Origin of the sequence: Thermincola ferriacetica (assembly GCF_001263415.1) — a bacterium.
In the GTDB taxonomy this organism is placed as follows: domain Bacteria; phylum Bacillota; class Thermincolia; order Thermincolales; family Thermincolaceae; genus Thermincola; species Thermincola ferriacetica.
On record NZ_LGTE01000063.1, the window covers coordinates 1 to 1085 of the forward strand.

At 55.0% G+C, this 1085-nt stretch carries 2 protein-coding genes; one reads left to right on the forward strand and one right to left on the reverse strand.

Annotated features, from left to right (window positions below):
• On the reverse strand, positions 1 to 184 hold a 184-nt coding region (locus tag Tfer_RS16855), incomplete at its 3' end, for a hypothetical protein (RefSeq protein ID WP_207642463.1).
• A 539-nt stretch (positions 185 to 723) separates the two neighbouring features.
• Here Tfer_RS16855 and Tfer_RS15675 point away from each other — a divergent pair.
• The coding region (locus Tfer_RS15675) for a reverse transcriptase domain-containing protein (protein ID WP_242843615.1) at positions 724 to 1085 on the forward strand (362 nt) is incomplete at its 3' end.

The following is a 1085-nucleotide window of genomic DNA, read 5'->3' on the forward strand; positions in this document are numbered from 1 at the left end:
TGTTCGTCCGGCATGTCTGCTGAGCCGATGGGTTGAGAGAAACCCTGTCACCTAACCAGCGGGAAGACAACCTGTAGGCAAGGGCGTCACCGGCCAACGGTGGGGTCTGAAGGAAGCCGAAGGGGGAATCTGGAACATAGCGCAAGCGAACCGAGGTTGGCTCGTCAGGTGGGTAACCTTGCATTGAGTGGGAAAGCCCAAAAGCTGGATAACCTGGGGAGTTAAGACGGATGGGTTCAGTTTCAGGCAGGCAGGCTTAACCGGAGAAGCCCGGCACCATCCCCATAGAGGGTAAGCCCAAACAAGTGGAGACACAAGGGCGGGACGAAGTGGTGTGGGGTGGCAGATGAGTCCGTAGTAGTGAAAAACTCCCGGCCCATGAAAGCTGGTAACAGACTGGAGGAGAAAACCGGGAGGACACTGCACCTGGTTGCAGTGGGGCGCAGTTAGCCAAAAGCAGCTGCGACTGCGAAGGGACGAAGGTAAATCAAGGTATGCAACCGAGGGACCGAGTGATGGGAAGAGAAGACAACTGCGGCTGGAATGCCAAAGGGAACGGCTAACCGGGGGTGACGAGCCTGCTGGGAAGTACGTCCGCTCAGCCGGAGTACTGCGGAGAGAAGGGTAAGATTGCCATAGAGCTAGAGACGCCCGGAATAGGCAGGAAGGAATCGGCGCGAAATCACAAAGAACCGAAGGAGCATAGCGAAATGGGGTGACGTGATGAGGAAATGGTACAGCATGATGGACAAGGTATACCGGATGGATAACCTGGAGAGAGCATATAAAGCCGTCAAAGCCAACAATGGGGCTCCCGGAGTAGACGGGGTGACCGTGGAGGCTTTCGGGCAAAATCTGCAGGAAGAATTATCCCAACTTCATCACGAACTCAAAACCGGCATTTACGAACCACAACCGGTACTGCGGGTAGAAATACCAAAAGTGGATGGAAGTAAACGCCCGCTTGGGATACCCACCGTAAGGGACCGGGTAGTCCAGCAAGCACTTCTAAACATCCTGCAACCAATCTTTGAACCGGACTTTCATCCATCGAGCTATGGATACAGGCCGGGACGCTCCTGCCA